Annotated in this window: 9 protein-coding genes; all 9 read right to left on the bottom strand. The window is 64.3% G+C overall.

The features are described 5' to 3' along the window. Position 1: 1 nt before the first annotated feature. The 9 genes from GVL04_RS21885 to GVL04_RS21845 all read right to left on the bottom strand — a co-directional run bounded on the left by GVL04_RS21885 (position 2) and on the right by GVL04_RS21845 (position 23,588). Positions 2 to 1,720: a serine/threonine-protein kinase gene (locus GVL04_RS21885; RefSeq protein WP_159708466.1), complete on the bottom strand. Its 1,719-nt coding sequence runs from the start codon at positions 1,718 to 1,720 to the stop codon at positions 2 to 4. After that, positions 1,717 to 3,651: an FHA domain-containing protein gene (locus GVL04_RS21880; protein ID WP_159708464.1), complete on the bottom strand. Its 1,935-nt coding sequence runs from the start codon at positions 3,649 to 3,651 to the stop codon at positions 1,717 to 1,719. Before GVL04_RS21880 ends, GVL04_RS21885 begins: the two co-directional genes overlap by 4 nt. Then, complete coding sequence (locus GVL04_RS21875; protein WP_159708462.1) at positions 3,638 to 4,573, bottom strand: PP2C family serine/threonine-protein phosphatase; 936 nt, start codon at positions 4,571 to 4,573, stop codon at positions 3,638 to 3,640. Before GVL04_RS21875 ends, GVL04_RS21880 begins: the two co-directional genes overlap by 14 nt. Continuing rightward, positions 4,570 to 6,159, bottom strand: a complete 1,590-nt coding sequence (locus tag GVL04_RS21870; protein WP_159708460.1) for an RDD family protein — start codon at positions 6,157 to 6,159, stop codon at positions 4,570 to 4,572. The genes GVL04_RS21875 and GVL04_RS21870 overlap by 4 nt, the downstream gene beginning before the upstream one ends. Further along, positions 6,149 to 8,629, bottom strand: a complete 2,481-nt coding sequence (locus GVL04_RS21865) for a transglutaminase family protein (RefSeq protein ID WP_159708458.1) — start codon at positions 8,627 to 8,629, stop codon at positions 6,149 to 6,151. The genes GVL04_RS21870 and GVL04_RS21865 overlap by 11 nt, the downstream gene beginning before the upstream one ends. After that, the gene (locus tag GVL04_RS21860; protein WP_159708456.1) at positions 8,626 to 10,029 is read right to left on the bottom strand and encodes a DUF58 domain-containing protein; all 1,404 of its coding nucleotides are present in this window, start codon (positions 10,027 to 10,029) and stop codon (positions 8,626 to 8,628) included. Before GVL04_RS21860 ends, GVL04_RS21865 begins: the two co-directional genes overlap by 4 nt. Before the next feature lie 52 nt (positions 10,030 to 10,081). Then, positions 10,082 to 11,053 (bottom strand): MoxR family ATPase, encoded by a 972-nt coding sequence (locus GVL04_RS21855; RefSeq protein ID WP_159708454.1) that lies wholly within the window; start codon positions 11,051 to 11,053, stop codon positions 10,082 to 10,084. A 72-nt stretch (positions 11,054 to 11,125) separates the two neighbouring features. After that, positions 11,126 to 17,314 (bottom strand): Ig-like domain-containing protein, encoded by a 6,189-nt coding sequence (locus GVL04_RS21850; RefSeq protein ID WP_159708452.1) that lies wholly within the window; start codon positions 17,312 to 17,314, stop codon positions 11,126 to 11,128. Positions 17,315 to 17,471: 157 nt separating this feature from the next. Further along, on the bottom strand, positions 17,472 to 23,588 hold the full coding sequence (locus tag GVL04_RS21845; RefSeq protein ID WP_159708450.1) for an Ig-like domain-containing protein: 6,117 nt from the start codon (positions 23,586 to 23,588) through the stop codon (positions 17,472 to 17,474). Positions 23,589 to 23,687 lie beyond the last annotated feature (99 nt).

The following is a 23,687-nucleotide window of genomic DNA, read 5'->3' as shown; positions in this document are numbered from 1 at the left end:
ACTACTCGTCCAAGCAGGCGATGGAATCCGGCCCGCCCGGTGACGCGGAGCCGTCGGCGCGCACGATGATGACCTGCACACAAACCGGCCTCTCCGAGGTGCCGGAAAGCAGCGCATAACTGGCAAGCGTCGACTCATAAGGGCCCTCGGACTTTGCAGACTTGGTGCGCCATTTGAAAGTGTCACCTGGCTTGAGCTCTACGTAGTCCCACCGGAAAAAGATAAGCGCTGGACCGCCACCGCCGGACTCTACCTCAGGGTGGAGCCCCTGCACATCGGGAACGCTGCCGTCGCTCAAAGCGTCGGCCGGCGGCTTGCTGGACGTCTCCGTCGGGGCCACCTTGGGCTGCGCCTGCGCACCCAGGACCACGCCAACCACAATAGCAACTACCAGCACCGCCGCCCCCGTTGCCGCAAGCCAGAGGTTGCGCTTGCTGTGGTCGGCGGGAGCGCCATCCTGCGAATCCTGCGAGGCGGGAGCATTGGAGCGCCTGACCGTAGCGCCGGAGTCGTCCTGTGCTGTGGTGGATTGCCAGCCGCGCAGAACGGTGGACTCCCCCGTGTCCTGTTCTACGGGAGCCGGGCCGGCCGGGGCAAAGTACGGTCCTTGGGGCGGCGCGTCGAACAGCGGCGGGGCGGGCTGCGACGGCTGGGCAGGCTGCGTCGTCCGGGCGGGCTGCGTCGGTGTCGATGTGGTGCCCGGAACGGTGGAGGGAAACGTCCGGGCCGGGAAGGTGGGGGCCGAACCGGTAGTGGCCGTACCGGACCCATCGGGGTCGATCGCCGCGATGCTCCGGACCCGGGTTTCCTCGAAGTTGTCATCCGGATGCTCATCGGCGTGACCGGGTTCTTCAAGCACTTCGAAGGGCGTTACTGACAGGTTCAGCTCTGTCTGGATGCGCTGCAGCGCCAGCGCGAAAGCATGCGCTGACGAATAACGGGACTCCGGAGACTTCGCCATGGCCGTGGCCAGGACGAGTTCCAGCGACTCGGGCACGTCAGCGCGGCCAAGCCTGGGAAGGGATGAGTTGGTGATGCGCGAAATCAGTTCGCGCTGGGAATTGTCCTGTCCTGGCAGAACGAACGGAGAACGGCCGGCCAGGAGCGTGTAGAGGGTGGCGCCCAGCGCCCAGATGTCCACGGGAACGCCGTCCACCGCGCCACCACGGAATTGCTCAGGCGGCGACCATGGAATGGACATGCCGGCGTCGTCCTCGGTGTCCGCGCCGATGGTGCCGGAGATACCAAAGTCCGTCAGGGCGGGCCGGTTGTAGTCAGTGACAAGAATGTTGGCAGGCTTGATGTCCCGGTGGACGATCCCGGCCCGGTGTGCGGTCTCGACGGCGGACGCCACCTGGATGCCGACCGCCAGGACCTCGTCCACGCTGAAGCGCTGACGGCGGTACCGGACATCGAGGCTTGGCCTGGAGCAGTACTCCATGGCGAGGTAGGAGTGACCGTTCTCCGTGATCTCGGCCTCGAAGATCGTCACGATATAAGGATGCGACGACAACTGGGCCATCAGGTTGGCCTCGGACTCGAAGCGTCGGCGGGCGCCTTCGGTCTTCAGGTCTGAGAGCAGCACCTTGACGGCTACTTTACGGCGGGGCCTGTCTTGTTCGTACAGGTACACGTCCGAGAAACCACCGGAGCCGAGCAGGCTGACGTACTGGAACCCCGGAATGGGTGGAGGCGGCGCGGGGGGCCTCTTGGAACTCAAAGAATCTCCTCGAAACGCAATGAAATATCGTCACCCAGTTCGGCGATGTCGCCGTCCAGCAGGATGGCCATTTCGTTTTGGGCCAGCCGGCGGGGTGCCTGGCCTTCCCTGATCAACACTGTTCCGTTGGTTGCCTTCAGGTCGCACAGCATGACGTGCCAACCCTCCAACCTGACCTCCACGTGGGAGCGGGAAATGTCCCCTCCGGGACTCTCCACCTGCACCAACTTGGGCATGGTGCCGCCTTGGACACGGGAAACGGAGGGCTGCCGGCCGATGATCAACGACTGGTCAAGATCAATCAGCTCTCCGGTAGAGAGGCGCATGCGGCCAAGGCGCGGACGCGGGACCTGCTCAGCATCGCCGGCCAGGGCGGTGCCGCACACCGAGCACTGCGGGTACGTGGGCGGGTTTGCATGCCCTTGGGAGCACACCCTTGCCAAAACGCTCGGCCCGTTGGGAGCGGGCGACTGTGCTGATGCCGTGGCAGCTTTGGCAGATTCCTCGTCGCTACTGGGGAGGCTGCTTTTCATGATGGTCTGGCCGTCGTGGTCTGAGTCCTCATCCACGGACGGGGTTTGGGGAGGCGCCGGCGGCCAGCCGGACGGCATCTGCGGCGCCGGCCCGGCAACATGTCCGGACGGAACCGCCGGCTGGAGGCTGGCTGCTACTGGCGCGGCCGCGCCGCTGCGCAGCCACGGCACGGACTCAATCAACCCACTGCCATGAACAGCAGCGGGGGTCTGCACTGCTGGTTCAGAAGCAGGCGACTTATGAACCGGTGGTTCCTGAATCGGTGTTTCCAGGGCAGGCGCAGCGGGCGCCGGAGCACCCGGCGCTTTGGACACCGGAGCATCGTGGTCATCGGATTCGTCTTCTACCCTGACAGCGGCGTCTTCAATGTTGCGCATCACCGTCTTGTCCCATAAATGGTCGTAGTTGGTGGTGTTTTCCAGCGCGGGGACCATGGGATCGGTGGTACTGGTGTGCACGGGAGCCCCGGACTCTTCGGAGTCTTCCTGCGCCTCGGGTTCCTGCACAGGGACGCGTTCTGTGTCCGGTTCGCCCTGCGAGGCGGGATCCACCGGGGCAACTTCGTCTGCCGAGGACGGTTCTTCGGCGAAGGACAGCTCGCCAGATGAGAGATCTTCTTCCGCAGCGGATTCATCGGCGGCGGCGTCATCGGCAGGTTCATCTACCGCAGGCAGTTCCGCCGCAAGCCCCAAGTGGCCGGGTGCGATGGTCAACCCGAGGTCTGCCTCGGTGTAGCCGATCATGGTTTCGTCGGAAACCCTGTCCGAAGCGGCGTGCTGGACTTCCTGGTCGGGTGCCGGGTCCTGTGCTGGTGCAGGCTCCTGTTCTGGTGCAGGCTCCTGTGCTGGTGCAGGCTCCTGTTCTGGAACGATGGCGGCAGTGACAGGGACCGCCGGAACGGCGTCGCTTCCAAGCCCCATGGGAGCAACGTCGAGTACTGACAGCAGCACCACCCCCTCGGTCAGCGGAAGGCTGCTCAACGGGACGGTGCCCACCGGCGCTTCGGGAGCGGAACTCCCACCAATGCGGAGGCTGTAAGACGTAACGCCGGCGAGGCGACGTTCGGTCCAGGTGGTGACGTCACGACCAGTGAGCTGTTCCGGGCCCGATGCCAACTGGACCAGCAATTCGAGATCACCACGGAGGAACACCCGGAGTGCGTCTTTGGAATCGATGATCCCGAATGGAGGGATGCGGCTCAGCGAAACACCGAAGGCCTCCGTCACCTCATGGAGGACCTCGTGGGCCTCGGGCGCGGACGCCAGCAGCTCCCAGACGGCGTCAATCAGGGCGTGGGGCGTGTCCGGCCCCAAGAGCACCACGGTTCCGTTGCGGACAACACCAAACCACTCGCCCTGCAGGTAACGGACTGGCGAAAGGCGGTTACTGCTTGCCATCTATGCCTTCCTCCTGACCTTTGGGGTGATCTGCGCCAAGGGCATCGGTGCCGTTAACCCAGGCCCGCGGCAGTGTGTCTTCTTCAACTTCGGTCTCCGCCTCCGGGCGAGGCGCGGTGGTGGCGATGCCGGCGTCGTTCAGGACGTTCTTTGCGTCAACCACAATCACGGTGACGTTATCCCGGCCGCCGCTGCGGAGTGCGGCCTGGATCAGTGCGTCAACGGCGTCCTGCGGATGGGCCACTGTGCTGAGGACGCGGAACATGTGGTCATCGCCCAACTCGCCGTTGAGGCCATCCGAGCACACCATCATCCGATCGCCTTCCTGGATGGGAAGCAACCAAAAATCCGCCTCGGTTTCGTCACCCGTGCCCAAGGCGCGGGTGACCACGTGGCGGCGGGGATGAACGGCGGCCTGTTCGGCGGTGATGTCGCCGGAATCCACCAACTCCTGCACCTCCGAGTGGTCCACGCTGACCTGGGTGAACTCGCCTTGGCTGAGACGGTAGGTGCGTGAATCGCCGATGTTCATCACCAGCCAGTAAGGCAGGCCCATCTGCTCAACCACCACCACACCGGACAACGTAGTTCCCGCACGGGCTCCCGTGGCCTTTCGGATGGCGGCGTCAGCCTTCAACAGGCATGACTGCAAGTCCGCCGCTGAAGCGGTTCGTACGCCCGCAGCAAGCTCCGGGGCACTGCCCAAAGTCCGGACACACATACCACTGGCAATTTCGCCGGCCTCGTGGCCGCCCATGCCGTCGGCCACCGCAAAGACAGGGTCCGAGGCGATGAACGAATCCTCGTTCAGCTCGCGGCGCAGGCCACGGTCCGTCCCGTACCCGTAGCTCAGGCCAAGGGGTGTCGCGCCAACGGCGGCACCGGCTTCGGCGTTGGCAGGGGTGGCCGGCTGTGAATTCATGCTTGTCCTAGGTGGAAGGAACGGTCCCCAAAGTGAACGGTGGAACCGGGGCGGACCAGGACTGCCTGGCCCGGATGGAGCCTTGTCTGAAGGCCGTCGGGCGTGGTGACGGCGCTGCCGTTGGTGGAGTTGCGGTCAGTGACCCAGACGGCGTCGCCGTCGACCCGAAGATGCAGGTGGGTCTTGGAGATGGACCGGCCGGGATCGGAGACGGGCAATAGTTGCTCCACGGCTTCGCCGGGCTGCGGCGCCGGGTTCCGTCCGAGAAGGACTGACCCGCCGAGCTGGACATCCTGGCCGTCATCGACCTGGATGCGGAGAACGGCCTGTGCGCGTGTGGTTCCCGGACGCATTTGGGTGCGCTCCACGTCGTCGTCGGGATGGGCAGGAGCCACGGTGGCCGCCGGCGGAATCACAGCAGCAGGTGGCGGAATCATGGCCGCGGGCTGCTGGGCCCTGGCCGCAGGCTGCTGTGTCATAGGCTGCTGTGTCACAGGGGCCTGCTGCGGTTCAACCGGCGTCGGCCGGGGTCCTGTCGGTGGGCGCCACTGGTTGGGATCGTGCGAGGGCTGCGGCGTGCCAACCACCGGCGTGACGTGGGCGGGCACGGCCTGCCCGGCGCCGGAAGGAGTGGCCGCGGGCGAAGCGCCGGAAGGAACCGGAGACGCCACAGCCTGCACCGGTGGAAGATCCACGGGCGCGAAACTGTATGGCCCTTGGATACCGCCGGTGGCAACAGGATTGCGTCCCGCGTTGACGTCGAACACCAAGGACTTCGCGGCTTTGTCCTGCCAGCCGCGCAACTTGCCGTTCTTATCCCAGGCATTGGAGACCACCACGAGGATGGCCCAGACAACGCCCAGGAGCATCAGCGGCAGCCCGATCCACAGGACAAGGGCGATCAAGCCAAGGGCGGAAAGAATGACCGAGGCAATCCCGCCGAGGAGCAGGACCCCGCCAGTGATGATGCCACGGACAAAAACGGCGCCGGCGCCGGGAGCATATCCGTCAGCGTCTGAACTCCGGATGCCCATGAGCTGGTTGCCAATGGTGTTGCCGGACTTGGCCTCGAGAGCGAGCAACACGAAGGTGTACACCACCGTCACGCCCAGGCCAATGCTCCCCAGGAGGACCAGAAGGCCCGTGTCATAGACAATGAAGCCGTTCCTGCGGGTTTGGGTGATGCCCGCAATTCCGATGGCGAAGGTGGTGGCCAGGACCGCGATGGGGCCCAACCAGTCCAGTACGGCGGCGCCAAGGCGCTTCCCGGCAGACGCGGGCACCAAGTCGAGCTTGGTTGTCATAGTGGTCCCTCCCCCTGGCCCCGGCATTCCGTCCGGCGTGGTGGTCATTCCCGGATGCACCGGCAGCGTAGGCGACGCCGGCGCCGACACTACCGAGATACTACCGGGATTGGGCAGGCCCTGCCGGGTGGCGAACTCCAACGCAGCCTTCCGGGCGTGGTTGATGTTCCCTTCCTTGCGGGCTCCGCGATTGTTCAGCGGGGATCCACATTGGGTGCAGAACGCTGCCCCCGGACGGACCGCGTGCCTGCAGGCCGGGCAAAGTTCGGCCTCATTGTTCATCCGTGGTGTCCTTCTTGAAGGGCAAGGTAAAGCGGCGGCGGACCGTGGGATCCGTGGGTGCCTGGTTCCGGCGGCGCAGGGCAGCCCGGCCGTCGGACAACAAGGACCGCGGCGAGAACCGTGCCTGCTGCCGTTTCCAGAATCCGACGCTTCCCGTGATGTCGGTCAGCGACGAATCCACAATCTCCCAGTACTCCTTGACCTCGTCCTCGCTCGGCTGGCCGGCACCGAATACAGCCGCGTCGGCGCGGTGGGCAAGCATCGTGGTGGTGCTGCCGGCAGTCGGGAAGGCGTCCGCCAGGACCGTGGCCGATTCGCGCCGCGTGGACTTCGTATCGATCGAAGCACCCATGTCGGTCGCGAGGCTGATCACTTCGTTCCAACCGCCCCCGACCCGCTGGGCGGGGTGGCCGTCACGGAAACGTGCCTTCCGGCGTCGTGCTTTCAACAAGATGATGAGCAGCAGCGGCAAGGCGAGGATCCCCAACGGAATCAGCGCAACACCGATGGCTGCCAGCAACGGACCCCAGAACAGCCAAGGGTTGTTCTTCTTTTCGTCCGCATCCAAGGCATCCGGCGTGGAATCCGGCGGCAAGTCCGCGGGTTCCTGCGGCGGGGGCGGTGGCTGCAGCACCTGCGGCTTGGGCTTGGACTTGTTCTCGGGGTCCGGAGGAATGGGCACGTTGTCCTTGGGCGGGGTGGGATCAAAGGAAACCCAACCCACGCGGTCGAAAGCTACCTCAACCCAGGCGTGCACGTCCTTACCGGTGATCTTGACGTCGCCGGCACCGTTTTCAGGGCTTTTGGGGTCCGGATAGAAACCCATCACCACGCGGGACGGAATCCCCAAGTGACGAAGCATGAGTGACATGGACACGGCATATTGCTCGTCGTCACCGAGCATCTGCTTGGCGGAGAGCATATTGCGGACGCGGGCAGCGCTGTGCCCGGGGAGGCTGGGAAGCTGTCCCTCTGTTACCAAGCCATTGCTGAACGCACCGCTCTTTTGGAAGTGCGCCTCAATTTGCCGGACGCGGTCAATGGCGGTGGGCGCATCAGCCGAAAGCTCGTTGGCCTGCGAGGCGACGATCGGGGGTACTTCCTCGGCTTCCGGCAGCGTCAGCTTCGCAAAGTCGTACTGCGTCAACTGGCCGTGCTCCAGGGTCCCCGGGTCAGAGACCTGAACCGTGTAGTTGTCGCCCTTGGCCAGGCCTTTGGTGGTCACTGCTGTGTCGGTCCCCGCGTTGAAATAGAGGCCGGACGCAGCACCTGAGGTATCGGCGAAGCTCATTCCGGTGGTGTGCCGTCCGCCGGGAACAAAGTAGCCCTGGTAGTCCTCGATGGTGATGTCCAGAGCGTAGTTGGTGCCCTTCACCGGACTCCCGGTGTCAGCCAGCGTGTTCAGCGAGCGGGCATCGCCTACCTTGCTGAAGTTGCCGGAGCTGTTGGGGTCCATGGTGTAGTTCAGGCCGTTGAAGGCATCCAGCGCGGCAAGGCGCACGCGGGCGTCCTTGGGCAAGCCCTTAACCGTGAACAGCGTGCTGTCCTTCTCGTCCTTGACGAAGTTCCGGAAACTGGCCAAGGGGGTGATGTAGTCGCGGGGATCGAAGGGCGGGACGATCGTGTTGCGCAGCACCTTCCGGTCATCGCTGGCACTGACCAGCGGAGACGCAATGGCGGTGACGCCGACAGCGACGGCGATCACGGCTGCAGCAGTTCCCAGGCGGCGGAGTTGGCCGCGGCGGGCTGCACCGGCGTCGGAATCCGGCCGGTTGGCCGACACGGTCTTGGTGCTCCGCTGGCGGAGCACGTCCCGACGGAAAGTCGCCCAGACGATCGAGACAATGGTCAACGAGACGCCGCGTTCGACGTTGAGGAAACCGGCGTTGGTGCTGAACGCGATACCCGTGACAAACAGGACCAGAACGGGAAGCAACGGCCAGTAGGGGCTCTTCAGGCGCCACGTCAGCAAGCCGGCGGCAAGTGCTGTGAGCAGTGAACTGAGGAACGGCACAATCAGCATGCCGTTGGCCGTCCCCACGGGTACGCCGACAGTCAGCATGTCCTTCCAGGAAAACACGACGCCCAACAGCAGGGTCCGCAGCGAATCGAGACTGGGCAGGACGCCGAAGACTGCCGAGTCCGGCACAGCCAAGGCGGAACCGAACAGCATGTAGGCGCCGAAAGCCAGGGCGGCAGTGATCAACAACCCCAAGCGAAGGTGCGCGTTCAGGACAGCAATGCCCAGCCCCAGCAGCACGCCGCCCAGACCGGCGATCAAGTAGTGCGGGTCTCCCCCGAAGCTCAGGCTGAAGCCGAGGACACCCAGGAACAGCAGCACCACCAGCGCGCCGCAGTCAACCGCGAAGTGCCATAACGGACGACCGTCGGCAAAGATCGATCCGCCGGTGGAACGGCGGCTGGGCTTGGCGGCGCGGGGACGCACGCGTAGGTTCGGCGCCGTGCTCATGCTGCCGCCTTTCGAAGAACAATGGCCAGATCGTCGAGGTCACCAACGGTGAGGACCGTCAGGTCCGCGATGTTGGCCCTCGACGGCGCCGCGCCGGGTTGTACGCGCACCGCCAGGCTGCGCACCCCGGGAGGCACGGAGGCGGCACAGGTACGGAGCTGGGTTGCTGTCACGTGGCTGCCCACGACGAAGAAGACCACGGAGGCGTTCGGGACGGCGTCGGACAGGTTCCGCGCGAGGTCGACGGCGGTCTTCCGCATCGGCGCACCGACAATCCGGGTGGCGTCGTCCAGCAGGTTGCGGCCGGTTTCGCAGCGTAGCGGTCCTTTTTGGGTCAGGACATCGAGGTCGCGCTGTTCACTGATGGCCTGGCGCCCGATGGATGCGGCCACGGAGATGGCCATTTCAAACTCCGGTTCGGAGTCGTATTCGTCGGTGTTGATGGACAGCGCAATGGCGAGGTGCGCGCGGCGGGTTTCTTCGAACTGGCGGACCATGAGCTTGTTGGTGCGCGCTGTGGTCTTCCAGTGGATATGGCGGCGATCGTCCCCTGGAACATAGTCGCGAAGGGCGTGGAAGGACACGTCGGCGCTGGAAAGCTCGGTGGTGGGCATGCCTTCGAGGTCGCGGATGAAGCCTGCTGCCGAGCTTCCCAGCGACACCGTTCGGGGATGGACGTACAGGTCCACGGGCTCCGTCCACATCACACGTCGGCGGAGAAGGTGGAGGGGGTCGGCACGTACTGAGCGGACCGGGCCCACCACGATCACAGCACGCCGGGCCGTGGGGATGGTGAACAGGTCCTCGTGCACCTGGGCCGGCTTCATGCGCGGCAGATGGAACACGGCGGTGTTGGCTCCCACCGGGAGTTCCAGTGATGCGGGCAGCAGTGGCCTGGTAGACACGTTGGACACTGCGATGCTGCCCACTGCGTCGTCGCCCACAGCCACGCGGGTCCGGGCAAGGTCCAACACCACACCGTACGCCGAGCGGCCCACAATGAACGCGATGGCCAGGACGAACAGGAGGAAGGCAACCATGGCCGCGGACTTGGCCTCTTGCCAACCCCAGGCCTGCCCGGCCCACCAGAGACCGATCGCAGCGGCCAGGACCACCCAGCCCAGCAGGCTCACCACGGACAGGACGGGCCATACGAACTTCAGCCACACAGCGCGGGCCTTGTTCCATGCCGGTGAGAGGAATTCGCCGGCTGTTCCCGCGGCTTCGGCCCACACGGCGGCCGGGTGGAGTCCGCTGGACTTTCCCGTTTTCCCGGCGCGGCCAGGGCGGCTGCCTGGTGCGTTGCCGGACGTGCGGGCGCCGCGAATCTTACCGTTCACTGCCGCCTTAGCGCGCTTGAACGAGTCAGCAGCCCTGGTCAGGGGTGTGCTGGAGGACATGTGGAGGCCTTTGTTTGAGCTGGGGTGCAGGACTGGCTTATGCGGTGGCGGGCTACGCGGTGGCGCGTTGCTGCGGGGCGGCGACGTCGGCGAGAACGCGGGTGAGGACAACCTCAGGCGTTGCACCGGAGAATTCCGCCTCGGGATCCATCACCAAACGGTGCGTCCACACCACCGGCGCAAGTTCCTTGATGTCATCCGGAAGCACGAAGTTCCGGCCCTGCCCTGCCGCCCACACCTTCGCAGCGCGGACCATGGCCAGTGCGCCACGCACCGAAACGCCGAGGCGGGTCTCGGCCGCGTTGCGGGTCTCCTCGCACAGGCGCGAAATGTACTCAAGGACTGCAGTGTCCACATGCGTGGTGGCTGCGAGGTCCGCCATGTCGGCTACGGCCTGCGTGGTGATGAGCGGGGTGAGCTCCTTGGACCGGTCCTTCAGGTTCGCCCCACCCAGCAAACGCACGGTGGAGGCGTGGTCCGGGTAGCCGATGGACGTCTTGATCAGGAAGCGGTCCAACTGTGCTTCCGGCAGGCGGTATGTGCCAGCCTGCTCAATCGGGTTCTGGGTTGCCAGCACCATGAACGGGCGGCCTGCCTCGTACGTGGTTCCATCCACGGTCACGCGGGATTCTTCCATGACTTCCAACAACGCGGACTGGGTCTTCGGCGAGGCACGGTTGATTTCATCGGCCAGGACGATGTTGTTGAAAACCGGGCCCTTGTGGAACTCGAACTTCTGGGTCTTCTGGTCGTAGATGGTCACACCTGTGACGTCGGACGGCAGGAGGTCGGGCGTGAACTGGATGCGGTTGTGCGAACCCTGAACCGTTGCGGCCAAGGCTCGGGCCAGCGAGGTCTTACCCGTGCCCGGCGCATCTTCAAACAGGATGTGGCCCTCGGCCAGCATCGCCGTGAAGGTCAGCCGGATGACGTGCTCCTTGCCGAGCACCGCCTTGCCCACGTTGGCCACGAGCTTCTCGAACGTTTCTGCAAACCACGCGGCCTGCTCGTTTGTCATGGTCATGGGTTGATCCTGTTCCTTATGTATCGGTTGGGGTTTGACGTGATGTTGTTTGCTGGTGCTGGCCGGAGCAGGCTAGCAACCGCCCGGCCTGGTTCCGCGGAGATCCACAGTGGTGGACTTGACATACCAACCCGGGTGGCTGCCCTGGGTGACGCGGTACCAAGGCGTGCCGTTGTTGTAGATGTCCTTGGTGCAGTTAACGTTCAACCACCCCTCCGAACTTGAGACCCAGCCAACGCCGCAGGACGGACCGCTGGGGTTGTAGGTATCTGTCCTTCCCGGCTGGCCAGGGCATGTGTTGTTGTGAGCCCTGACCTCGCCTGCCGGCGGGTCCGGGGGCGGAGGCGCAGATCCGCTGCGGGACGTGTCGCTTCCGACGTTGCCGGCCTGGCCACCGCTGATGGCGCGGACTCTCAGGGTGTGGGTTTCGCTGAACCCCACGCTCGTGGAGAAGCTCCGTTGCCCGGTGTCAGTCCATCCGCCTCCGTCAAGGCTGTACTGGTAGCCGGTAACCGGCCGGCCGTTGCCGCTGGGCTGATTCCACGTCCAGGACACCGTCTTATCGCCGACGCCGCTGCTCTTGCTGCCGGTAACAGTCGGCGCCGCCGCAAGCCCATAGGGGTTCACGGTGTTTGATGCGGCACTCCTGTCGCCGGGTGTGGGGTTTCGTGAGGATACTGCCCACACCACCACGGCCGTGTCCTGGCCGTTCGGTGCCGCAATAACGCCGCCCCCGGCGGGGATCGGTCCGCTGCTGGCGCCGGACGTCAGGGCATACCGGTAGCTGATCTCGTTGGCGTTGGCCCCGTTGCGTTCCTTCTGTGACAGCGGGTTGAAGGCCACGCGGATCTTGCCACCGGCCGCGTTGGTCTCCACCAGTGCTGCCGTGGGCGCAGCTACGATGCCGGGCTTTCCTGCCGCACGGATAGCCGCTGACTGTTGGCTGACACCGCTGACGCCGGCCTTGTTCGTCGCCGAGACAGTAAAGGTGTAATCAGCTTCGCTGTTGGCAACCGTGACGTTTTGCGAGGTCGCCCCCACCGACTGCGTGGTCACTACGGCCCCGCCCCGGTACGTGGTCAACGTGTAGGCGGACACGGCGTCGCCGTTGTTGTTCGGCGCGGCCCAGCTGACCTGGAGTTGGCTTTGGTCGCCAACCGACCCAGCGCCGGACACCGAAGGCGCGGCAGGCGTCGCCGGCACACCAGCGGGAGTTTCCGCCGCAGAGTAGGGGCTCCACTCGGACGGTTCCTTGGCGTCGTTCCGGGCCAGGACGCGGACCTTGTAGGCCACGCCGTTGGTCAGTCCGGTCCACACGTGGCTGTTGCCTGTGAGGTTTTGGATCTGGGGATTCTGCCCGGCCGGAGCCGGCGAGATCTCAAGATCGTAGGACTTGATGGGCGAGCCCTTGCTGGCCGGGGGAACCCAGGCCACGGACAGTTGCTTGTCACCAAACTTCAGTGTGGGTGCAATCGGGGTATCCGGCTTGACGTCCGGACGGACCTCGGCGGACACCGGCGAGCGTTCGGACTCGTTGATGGCGTTGGTGGCTGTGACCGCAAAGTGGTACTTCACGTTGTTGGTCAGGCCAGTCAAAGTACAGGTGTTGGCGGGGCAATCCTGCTTGAAGCCGTTCTCGCCATACACGGTGTACTTGGTGATGGGCGAACCACGGTCAGCGGGGGCGTTCCAGGTCAGCAAGGCCGTCTGGTCCCCCACGCTCTGGGCGAGTGGCGTCGTAGGCGCGGCCGGCTTGTCCTTGACCGTGAGGCGGATACGGGCCGTCGCGTAGCGCGACAGCTCCCCCGTCTTGTCTTCCACCGTGTAGGCAACGACCATGGTTCCGGTGAAGCCCGCCGAAGGCGTGACGGTGACGTTCCCGCCGCTGGCCTCTGCTGTGCCCTGGCCCGTTTCGGTGACCGCCGAGACAATCTTCAACGGAGTGTCAGGGAACGGGTTGGAGTCGTTGGCCAGCGCGTTGACCGTGACAGGCTTCCCGGACTGGGCATCCGGTTCAACGTCGTCGTTGGCTACCGCCTTGGGCCTGTTGGAAGCCGTCAGCGAGAGCTTGTACGTTGCCAGCGCTTCAAGTCCCCGCGGATCCTTGGCCTTCACCTGGACAGTTCCACCCTGGCCAATTTGCACCGAATCCTCGGCAGAGACCTTCAGGGTGGTGCCATCGACATTCACCCTGAAGCCGCCGGGAGCACCGCCCACCAGTTCGTACTTCATGTTCTGGACGTCGTCGGAGTCGGGATCGGACGTGAGCTTGCCCAAGTCCAGGCTGGCCGAGTCGCCCTTTGGAACGTCCAGGTCGCTGCCCAGGAGCACCGGAGGGTTGTTCTTGTTCGGGTCCGGCAGCACCTTGGTGCGAATGCTCAGCGTCGATTTCAGGCCGTTCGGGTCGTCCGGACCGGTACCGTCAGTGACTTCAAAGCTGATGGAACCCGGACCAACGTACTCCGCTCCAGCGGTGTACTTGATCGCCGTTCCGCCGTTGGCAACAGCATCGCTGCCGTCAGCGCCGATGAGCTTGATGCGGTCGGTCTGGGTCAGACGGGGTGAACGCCCGTCACGAACCTTGACCCATTCCGCGAGATTCACAGTGACGGACTGGCCGGAGACAAGCTCCACCACTTCGTCCTTGGCGAGCGTGGGAACCTGCTGGCCGATGCCCGGAACCCAGATGATGGCCGTGGACTTCTGGCCATCCACATCCTCAACGGTGTACGGCACAAGCTGCGGCTGCTCGGTGAGTTCAACAATCACGTTGCCTTCGGAGCCCGGACGTGCCGTCTCCAAACCCGTACTGACCTTGAGGTTCTCCCCCACGCCGTCAGGATCTTCGTCGTTCTTGAGGACCGGAACATCCACGGCGGTCTTGCCGAGCGTCTGCGCCGACGTCACGCGGTCATCACGCGCAATCGGTGCCTGAAGCGGGATGTCGTTCTTGACGATCACCCTGATGCTGGCGTTGCCCACCGCATCCCGGTCATCGGCCACGGAGTAGCGAACGTTGACGGTTCCCTCGGCGGCAGGTGCCGTCACCAGGACGCGGCCGCTGGTTTTACTGACCGTGGCTTCGATTCCCGCATCGGCCTCGATGCTGTCCGTCAGGATGCGGATGATGTCACCATCGGGATCGGTGTCGTTGGCCGTTGCGTCTACAGCGATCTGGCGCCCCGGGCGGACTTTGACCTCGTCGTCCACGGGAGCAGGCTTCTGGTTGTCGTCGCCACGAGGAGCGACGCCGACTGTCACCGTTCCGGTGTTGACCGCACCTTGGCGATCGATCACCTTGTACCGGAACGTATCCGTACCGGCACCGTCACCAGCGGCGACGAAATCAATGAAGCTGCTGCCCGCCGTCGCGGTTCCCATGGTCGGCGTGCTGTCGATGCCCGTGAGCTGGACGGAGTCGCCGTCGGGATCGATGCCGTCGAGCGGCACCGGGATCCGGACGCTGCCGCCTGCCACGACGCGTGCCGTGAGGTTCTGCGGTTGCGGGCGCGAGTTCTGGGCGCCTTCCAGGGGCAGGATGTGAATGGTGACGGCTGCCGCGCTCTTCTGCCCCTGCGGGTCCACCGCGTTGTAGATGGCACGTACAGTCTTGGGAGTTGGCCCCGCGATGAATCGCAGGGTCTTTTCGGAGATGAACGCCTTGCCGTCTTCCTCCGGGATGCTCTGTGCAAGCACCGGATCCACCGACAGTTCCTCGCCCTGCGGGTGCGTGTCATTGTCCAGGACCGGAATAGTGACGACGTCGTTGACGCGCACGTTGACTTCGTCGGGTTTCGGCTGGGGAGCCTCGACGACGGCGGGGGCCGGCACCGGGACGACGCCCACGGTGCCCGTGGCTGAGGCGCGACCGTTGGACATCGTGTAGCTGAACACGAACGGTTCCTTTGCGCCCAGCACGTCAGTGACGCGCAGGACGCTGTGGTCGATCACGCTGACCGAGGCCGAGGACCCATCAGGGACGGTAACGGACTGGAGCACCAGTACGCCGCCGGACGGATCGGAGTCGTTGGCGAGTGGATCCACCAGCACGCTTCCCCCAACGGGCAGGAGCGCGACGTCATGGACGGCGACAGGGGCTCCCGAGTCCTTGCCGGACTCCACGTCAACGCGGATCAGGCCTTGGCTGCTTTGCGGACCATTGCTGGCGATGTACGTCAAGTACACCGGACCAGGAGTGGTGCTCCGGAAGGTGAACGTACCGCCGTCGGTCACTGGACCCAGCTCTGCTGGCCCTGCGGCTTCGACGTGGGCGACACGGAGGGCGCCCCCGTTGGGGTCAACGTCGTTCTTCAGCGGTGCGATCACCAGGTCCTGGCCCACTACTGCCGTGACGTGATCGGCATTCACCACTGGCGCGAGGGCGCCCGGCGGCTGGACGTTGACCACAACGCGGCCTGTGGTGGTTGCCCGGCCGTCCCACACGGTGATGGTGACGTTCTTCTTGCCCGGCGCTGCACCGGAATCCTGATACGTCAGGAGGCCGTCGCGGCGGACCTTCACCTGGTCCTGGTCGTTGTCCGACTTCGCATCGAGGAGGACAAGGTCGTCACCGTCGGGATCCATCCAGTCCGTCAGGATGTTCTGGCTGACGGACTTACCTTGTTCCACCAGCATGGTGGTGGGCTCGCCGCGCTTGAAGAAGGGCGGCTTGTTCTCTTCGGGCGCCACCACGCGAAGGGTTACCTTGCCCCCGGCTGACAAGCCACGACCGTCGGAGGCGCTGTAATCGAAGACTTCCGTGCCGGGCTTGGCATCTGCCGGAACCTTGATCTGGAACGCTGAGCCACCGTAGATGTTCTCCAGCGCCCCTGCTTTGGGCCCATTGGCCCCAACCGACGCGGTGAGGACATCGCCGTCGGGGTCTGAATCATTGTCCAGGATGCTGAGGATGGACGTCCGGCCCGGACGGACACCGAACTCGTCCGGTTTGGTTTCGGGCGCACGGTTGGGCTTGGTGCGGTCCGGAAGGACGTTGATGGTGTTGTTGTCCGCGGACTCCTGGTCCTGGTCATCGGACTGGTTCTTCGGAGGAACAACATCGTCCCAGTTGTTGACGAGCTGCATGTTCTGGTTGACGAGCCACACACTTCCCGAGTTCACGTCGTTGAGGACCACGAGGTCGCGGTTAACGCGGAAGACGTAACTGGGCGAGGCACTGGCTTTGGGGACGTCGTTCTTCTTGTCGTCCGCGTCATTTTCGCAGTCGCGAACATACTTGTTGGCGCCGGACCAGGCAGCGTGAACGCACTTGCTCACCTGCACAGGTGCTGCGGGGACGCCTTCGCCGTCGGCATTGACTGTTGCCGCGGTGGATCCGTCCAAGGGCTGCTTCAGGAGGGCTTTGCGGGTGGCGATGGCAACAAATCCGCTGTCCTCGCTACTCTGCTGGAGCTTCGCTTCGCGGGCGTCCTGCAGTTGGAGCTTGCGGCCACCGGGCAGGAACAGGTTCCCGGACCCGGCATCAAGAACGACGGGTTTGTCCCCCACTACGGCTATCTGAAGGTCGCCGGCGCCTTTAAGCTCGTCCACTGTGGTGACCTGCGAGTCTGCCCGCTCGCCATTGGCGTCCACCGTGGTCACAGTGATTTCACCCTTGCCAGGATCCGCTGTGTAGATGCGGTTATCGGCGCCCACTGCGGACACCAAGCCTTGGTCCCCTGTCAGGACCGGTTCGGTTCCTTCTTCATCGAAACCGTTAACGGTGGAGGGAGACAACGCCCATACCTTGCCACGGGCGGGATCGGTCACCGAGAGGACGGTGGAGCCATAACTGACTTGCGACGACGACGGGAGTTGCTTATCGCCGCCGAGCTTCAGGTTCGCGGAAGAGACCTGGTTGATGGTGGAACCGGATTCGTCGTCGACAAAGACGTTGCCGTCGTGCTGCAGGACATCAAAGGTGGTGGTTGCCGGAGTCACGGCCCCGTCAAGAACGCGCGACGGGTAGTTCAACCGACCCACGGCGTTCTTGGTTTTGCTCACAACCCAGACGCCGCCGTCGTTCAAGTCCACCTCGGTGGTCTTGAAGCCCGGGTAAAGTACAGCCCCGGTGATCAACAACGCGCCCGCCGCGGTGGCAGCCGTTCCCGCTATGAACTTTTTGTTTTGACGCCTTGTCAGCCCCAACTTGCCGAAGAAATTTCTCACAGCCCCAAAATTCCCTTGATATACAGCCGCTCCCCAGCGACTTCCTGGCCAACCGGCACATGCCGGCAGCCGTACATTCCGCAGTACCCCCATACGGCGGCGGAATTTTCAGTCCCTAAGACTATCCCACGCACCAAACGGCCCGCCAAGGAAACCCGAGACCGGGCTATCCATTGGCTTTGACAGCCTACGGCCTTAACTAGAGGGCGCGCGATGGGGACAACTGCCTCGTTGCTGCGTTTCGTCGTGGTCAGCACGGGGGTGCTCCGATGCCTGCGGGGTCTCCCAAGTGGGTGTGACCTGCGATGATGTACCGGCCCACGTTGCGGTAGGAACCGGATTCGATGCGCCACCAGCGGTGCATGCCGGTCCAGTTATCTGTTTGGTCAATGTAACAACGCACCACAATGGCGCCTTGATCGGCGGAGGCCATCCACGGCGGAGTGTTGTTACTTTGGCCGTCACACGTCTTCCTGTTCGGATCATAGTTGGCTCCGCCTGCTGTAAAGCTGCAGGAACGTACCACCGCTCCAGGGTTCATGGTGGTGGTCCATTGACCTTCGCGTCCGGACTTGGCGCTGGCAGAAGCCACGGGGCCGCCGGTTCCCAGCGAGTTGAAGGTCTGCACGGCGATGCTGTGCGTCTCTTCCCACCCGGCAGTGTTGATGGTCCGGCTGCCCGAGGCTCCGACTGTCTCCCAGCCGCCGTTGTCGATGCGAATCTTCGTCGTCTTGACGTCGTTGGTGGCCGTACCTGGCGAAGACCAGTTGAAGGTCACCGATTTCTGGTTCACGGCGCCGTTCGAACCCGACGCCGACGGCGTACCGGGCGAGCCGAACGGCGTCGCGGTTGCAGCTTGGCTGGCGTCGGAACTGGGCGCCACCGTGGAGTGCGCCGTGACAGTAACACTCGTGGCCTGGCCGTTGGCAAAGCCTCCTACTGTCTGCCCGGGCTGGATGGCACCGGAGCGCCCGCCAGCAGAGTACGTGTAGCTGACTTCGTTGGCTTTGGAACCGTTGCGCTGGGTATCGCCGAGGGCGCTGAAGTTGATGGTGAGCTGACCACCGGCCGCGCCGGTATTGGCCGGCGTGGCACTGACGTTTTGAACAGTACCCAGCTTTCCCGTTGCCCTGCGCGGCGCTGAGGCCGCGCTGACCAGGCTCTTGCCTGCTTTGTTCTCAGCCTGAACAGTGAACGTGTACGCCGATTGGTCGGTAGCAACCGTGAAGGTTGCTGTCCGGACGTTCCCTGGAATGGTCTGCGTCTGGGTGGACCCGCTGCCGCCACTCATGGACACGTAATAGCTCTTGATGGGGTCGCCGTTGATGTTCGGCTCAGCCCAGTCGACGCGGAGCTGGTTCTGGGAACCAACGGCGGACACCACCGTGGTGCTCGGGGGTGCCGGTGTTCCGGGGATGCCGGCGGGGTGATCCTCTGCGGAATACAGCCCCCAGTCGGATGGGCCGAGGTCGTTGACGGCCTGCGCGCGGACCTTGTATTTCACACCGTTGGTCAGGCCGGGCCACGTGTAGCTAAGGCCAGTGACCTCGTTCTTGACGGCAATTCCGTTGGCCGGCGGCGGAGATATCTCCAGGTTGTAGTGCTTCACCGGGGAACCCTCGGTTTTGGCGGGGGTCCAAGTGATGGCCAGGTCTTTGTCGCCGGCTTTGACAGTGGGGACGTCCGGGGGCGACGGCTTCTCGTCCGGAGTGATCTCGTTGGAGGGAACGGACGGCTGGGATTCGCCGACCTCGTTGGTGGCAACCACTGTGAAGACGTACTTGACGTTGTTGGTCAGTCCAGTCAGCGTGCAGGTAGTGGTGGGACATTCCTGCTGGAATCCGGCCGCTTTCACCGTGTATTTCGTGATGGCTGCGCCATTGTCCGACGGCGGCGCCCACTTGAGTACCGCCGTCTTACTGCGGACGTCGGTAGCGACCGGCGCCGACGGGGCATCGGGCTTGTCCCGCACCGTGATGCGCACACGACCCACTGCTTGCCGGCTGGGATCATCGGTCTTGTCCTTGATGGTGTACCTGACCACGAGGACCCCCTTGAAACCATCGGCGGGCGTCACGGTTATGGAGTCACCGCCAATGGCCGGCTCACCCGAAGCGGATCCGGTTTCAACCACGGCAGACACCACGGTCAACGGTTCGCTGAAGGGGTTGAAGTCGTTGCCCAGCACGTTGATGGTTTCGGACTTACCGGCGTTGGCTTTGTCCACTACGTCGTCGTTGGCTGCCGGTTTCGGACGGTTGGACGAGACCACCGAAACTGTGACGGCTGCTTTCACGGGCTCCGAGCGGCCGTCGGTGACCTTCAGCGGCACCGTTCCGCGGGCTCCCGGGTTGAGCGAACCGCCGGGCGTGATTTTCAGGACAGTGCCCTCCACCCGCGCGTCGAATCCGCCCGGCAGGTCACCGTCCAGGCTGAAGGCGAGTTTGCCTTGGTCCTGTTCATCAACATCTGCGGCGAGGTTGGCCAGGTCCAGTTCCGAAGTGTCCCCCTTGGGCGCTTCCATCGCAGCTCCGCTGAAGGTGGGGGCGTGATTGGCGTTGGGGTTCGGCAGCACCTTGGTCATGATGGTCAGGGTCGATTTCAAGCCCTCGGCGTCGTCCGGACCACTGCCATCGGTCACTTCGAAGGTGATGGAGCCGGGACCTACATACTCAGGCTGGGCTGCATACCTCAGCGCGGTACCGTCACCGGCAATGACATTCGTGGAGTCGCCGCCCAGGACGCGGATCTTGTCCGCGACCGTGATACGAGGCTGGCGCCCTTCCCGGACTTTCACGTAGTCCTGCAGGGCCAAGGTGATCTCCTCCCCCGCAGTGACCTCCACGACATCGGTTTTGGAGAGTGTCGGGTACTGGAGTCCCTGGCCAGGAATCCACATGACGGCGGTAGCCGACTGACCATCGATATCCGTCACCGTGTAAGGAATCAACTGGTCCTGTGGCAGCAGCGTCACCACCACGTTGCCGGCTGTCCCCACGCGGGCGTTCGGGTTTCCGTCCGGCAGGGAGATGGTGAGGTCTTCAGCCACGCCGTCGGGATCGGAGTCGTTCTTCAACACCGGAACGTCCACGGCAGTCTTACCCAGCGTCTCAGCGAGCGTGATCCGGTCATCCACTGCCACAGGAGCGTGCAGCGGCGCAGTCGGGCTGGTCTGAACGCGGATGACAGCGGACGCTTCGGCCTTCTTATCGTCCTGGATCCGGTAGCTGATGCTTTCCGTGCCGGCGACACCGGGGGCCGTCAGAACTACCTTGCCCGCGGCAGCTTCAACCTGGAGCTCCGGTTTGGCCTCGAACGTCGATACCAAAGCTATGGGATCGCCGTCGGGGTCTGAGTCGTTCTTCAGGGCATTAACTGCAACCCGGCGGCCGGGCCGGACATCAATGACGTCGTCCACGGCGATGGGTTTCTGGTTATCGGCTTCGGCGGGCGCAATCCCGACGATCACCGTGCCGGTGTTCTCCGCACCAATACGATCCCGCACGCGGTAGCTGAAGGTGTCCGTGCCGGCCGACGTGCCGCCAGCCGTGAACTCCAGGTATCCGTCACGAAGGATCGCTGTCCCCAGTTCGGGAGCTTTGTCGATACCGATGAGCTGCACAGAGTCGCCATCGGCGTCGATGCCGTCCAAGGGGACCGGAATCTTCACCGTCATCCCTGCAACCACCCTGGCCGTCAGGTTCCGGGGCTCCGGCCGGGTATTCGTTGCGTCGTCGCGGGCGCGGATCCGGATGGTGACTTGCTGCGAGTCCGTCTGGCCCGAGGCATTGCTGACCTTGTAGATCGCATAAACAGTGGTGGGCTCCTCGCCGGCGATATACCGCAGCGTGTTCCCGGCAACGAAGATTCTGCCGGCAGCTTCGTCCGGCTGCTGCGCCAGGACGGGGTCAAGCGTCAACTCTCCGCCGTTGGGATCAGTGTCGTTGTCCAGGACCGGAATGGTCACCACATCACCGGCACGCACGGATACCTCGTCCGGCTTGGCCTGCGGCGCCTGAAGTTTGGTAGGCGCTGGAACAACCTGTACTGAGATGTCCCCCGTTGCCGACGCCTTGCCATTGGAGATGGTGTATTTCAGGGAGAGCTGGCCTTGGGCCCGGATGTCGGTGATCTTGACCACCGAGTGGTCCAGCACTGCAACGGAAACAGGAAGCCCGTCAGCCGCGGTGACCGACTGGACCACCAAGACGCCTCCGCTGGGGTCCGAGTCATTGCCCAGGACATCAACCACGGTGCTGCCGCCACTGGGCAGGAGGGCGATGTCGCGGACAGCCACCGGCGCGCCGTCGCTGTTCCCGGACACGACGTCGACGCGCACCAGTTGCTGCGCACTCGCCGGTCCGTTGGTCACCATATACGTCACGTAGTGGGGACCCATTGACTCCGAGTTGAAAGTAAACGTCTGCTGGTCCGGCCCGACCACCGCGGTCGACTGCGCATCCGGCTGCGCTTGCGCCAGCCGCAAGGTGCCGCCCTGGGGGTCGGTGTCATTCTTGAGCGGGGCGATCACCGTGTCCTGGCCCGCCACCGCAACCACGTGGTCGGCATTCGCGATGGGCGGCAGCGCACCGGGAGCACGAACGTCAACGCTGATCTGCCCTTGGGTGGTCAGTGACCCGTCCGAGACACTCACGGTCAGTGTTTTACGGCCCGGGCCCGCCCCTGAGTCCTGGAAGGTGAGCAAGCCGTCCGGCCTGATCCGGACCTGGTCCGCGGGATCGCTGCTGGAGACGGCGACGGCGAAGATGTCATCGCCGTCGGGGTCCAGCCAATCGGTGAGGACAAACTGGCTGGCGATCTTTCCTGACTGGACCACCAAAGCGTTGTTCCGGTTGGGCTTGGGCTGCGGCGCGTTGTTTTCCTCTGCGGGCACGATGCGCAGGTCAACGTCCGCGGCCCCTGTGCCGCCCCGGCCGTCGTCGACCGAATACTTGAACGTTTCCGAACCCGTGGTTCCTGCCGGAACAGCGATCTGGAAGCCGGTGCCACCGTAGACGGCAGACAAAGCGCCGGACTTCAATGGTTCGCTGGTGCTGACCGTGAGGACATCGCCGTCGGCATCGGCGTCGTTGTCCAGGACGGGCAGAACGGTGGTCTTGCCCGCCCTGACGCCGAACGCGTCGGGTTTGGCGACCGGCACTGTGTTCGGTTTGCTGCGGTCCGGAAGCACTGTCTGCTGGACTTCGTCCGCGGAGTCCTTTTCGGCGTCGTCCGAGGTCTGCTGGGGCGGGATGACATCGTCCCAGTTGTTGACCAGCTGCATGTTCTGGTTGACCATCCAGACGTTGCCGGAGTTGACGTCGTTCAGCACCACGAGATCGCGGTTGACACGGAAAACGTACGACGGCGATGCACTCGCCTTGGGAACGTCGGACCGCCTGTTGTCTGCCTCGTTGGTGCAATCGCGGACGTACTTGTTGGCACCGGACCACGCGGCGTACGTGCAGGATCCCAGATGGACAGGCGCAGCCGGAATGCCTTGGCCGTCCGCTTGGACAGTCTTGGCAGTCCCGCCGTCCAGGGGTTGCAGGAGCAGTGCCTTCGGTGTGGCAATGGCAATAAAATCGGCGGCCGGACCGCTCTGCTGCAGCTTGGCATCCCGGGCATCGTCCAGGTGCACCTTGCTGCCGCCGGGCAGCACGATGTCGCCGCTGGTTTCATTGAGCACCACTGCTTTGTCGCCCACCGCGGCCAACTGGACTTCGCCGTCGGCCTTCAATGCGTCGTCTTTCCGGACCTGTGAATCCACGGCCTTACCGTCGACGTCCACCTTGGTTGCCGTCAGTGTGCCCGTTTTTGGGTCCAGGGTGTGGATGGTGTCATCCACACCCACCACGGACGCGACACCCGGGGACTGTTCGAACAAAGGCTCCGATTCGTCACTGAAACCACCAATGGAGGTGGGCGAAACGGCCCAGACCTTGCCCTTGGACCGGTCAGTGACGGCCAGGACTTTGTTTCCGAAGCTCACTTTTGCGGAGCCGGGAAGTTTTTGGTCGCCACCGAGGCGCATGTTGGCGGCGCTGACAGAGTTGATGGTCCCGCCATCCGAATCATCAATGAAGATGTCGCCGGCCTGCTGGAGGATGTCGAAGTTGGTGCTGGCGGGGGTTACGGCGCCATCCAAGGACTTCGAAGGATAGTTGAGGCGCCCGGCAGCATTCTTGGTCTTGCTGACCACCCAGACGCCGCCGTCGTTGAGGTCCACTTCGGTGGTCTTGAAGCCCGGGTAAAGAATGGCGCCAGTCACCAGGACAGCTGCTGCCGCAGTGAAGGCAGTTGCTGCGATGACCTTACGCCGGCGGTTTACGGCACGGCGTTTGCCGGACCCATCAGGCAGAGCCATCCCACAATCCCCCACAGTTCAGGCAGTACGAAGCAGCCGGCGCCGACCCCCACGGCGAAACACGACACAATCAACGCACAGCCTACCGGGTTAATCCAT

The organism is Arthrobacter sp. 18067, from assembly GCF_902706295.1.
In the GTDB taxonomy this organism is placed as follows: domain Bacteria; phylum Actinomycetota; class Actinomycetes; order Actinomycetales; family Micrococcaceae; genus Arthrobacter.
Note: the sequence above shows the minus strand (reverse complement) of the source record. Positions and strands in the feature narration are given on the sequence as shown.

What these genes read in the sequence shown, in the direction of transcription:
- GVL04_RS21880 (WP_159708464.1), bottom strand. Translation starts at nt 3,651, where the DNA reads ATGGCAAGCAGTAACCGCCTTTCGCCAGTCCGTTACCTGCAGGGCGAG.
- GVL04_RS21875 (WP_159708462.1), bottom strand. Translation starts at nt 4,573, where the DNA reads ATGAATTCACAGCCGGCCACCCCTGCCAACGCCGAAGCCGGTGCCGCC.
- GVL04_RS21870 (WP_159708460.1), bottom strand. Translation starts at nt 6,159, where the DNA reads ATGAACAATGAGGCCGAACTTTGCCCGGCCTGCAGGCACGCGGTCCGT.
- GVL04_RS21865 (WP_159708458.1), bottom strand. Translation starts at nt 8,629, where the DNA reads ATGAGCACGGCGCCGAACCTACGCGTGCGTCCCCGCGCCGCCAAGCCC.
- GVL04_RS21860 (WP_159708456.1), bottom strand. Translation starts at nt 10,029, where the DNA reads ATGTCCTCCAGCACACCCCTGACCAGGGCTGCTGACTCGTTCAAGCGC.
- GVL04_RS21855 (WP_159708454.1), bottom strand. Translation starts at nt 11,053, where the DNA reads ATGACCATGACAAACGAGCAGGCCGCGTGGTTTGCAGAAACGTTCGAG.
- GVL04_RS21850 (WP_159708452.1), bottom strand. Translation starts at nt 17,314, where the DNA reads ATGGGGGTACTGCGGAATGTACGGCTGCCGGCATGTGCCGGTTGGCCA.
- GVL04_RS21845 (WP_159708450.1), bottom strand. Translation starts at nt 23,588, where the DNA reads ATGGCTCTGCCTGATGGGTCCGGCAAACGCCGTGCCGTAAACCGCCGG.